Source organism: Pseudomonas sp. PAMC 25886 (assembly GCF_000242655.1).
Lineage (GTDB): Bacteria > Pseudomonadota > Gammaproteobacteria > Pseudomonadales > Pseudomonadaceae > Aquipseudomonas.
In genome coordinates this window covers 1-208 of record NZ_AHHC01000003.1, presented here as the reverse complement: position 1 = coordinate 208, position 208 = coordinate 1, and the positions used below count along the sequence as shown (strand labels likewise).

Sequence of the window (208 nt, the reverse complement as noted above, 5' to 3'; positions counted from 1 at the left end):
TGTAGGAGCTGGCTTGCCGGCGATGGTCGTTAACGATGACGTTGGCATCCTGATTCAACGCGGCGCTCTCAGGTTCTTCGCCGGCAAGCCGGCTCCTACAGAAAAGCGGCTCTGCTTTTGCTCTGGCTTCTACCACTCAAGCCGGCCTGTAGGCCGCTGTGCTTTTGCTTTTGATCTTGATCTGGCTCTGACTGCCCCAATCAGCCCG

At 57.7% G+C, this 208-nt stretch carries 1 pseudogene; it reads left to right on the top strand.

The features are described from left to right. A pseudogene (locus MUM_RS1000000134670) lies at positions 1-208 on the top strand (hypothetical protein); the annotation flags it as partial.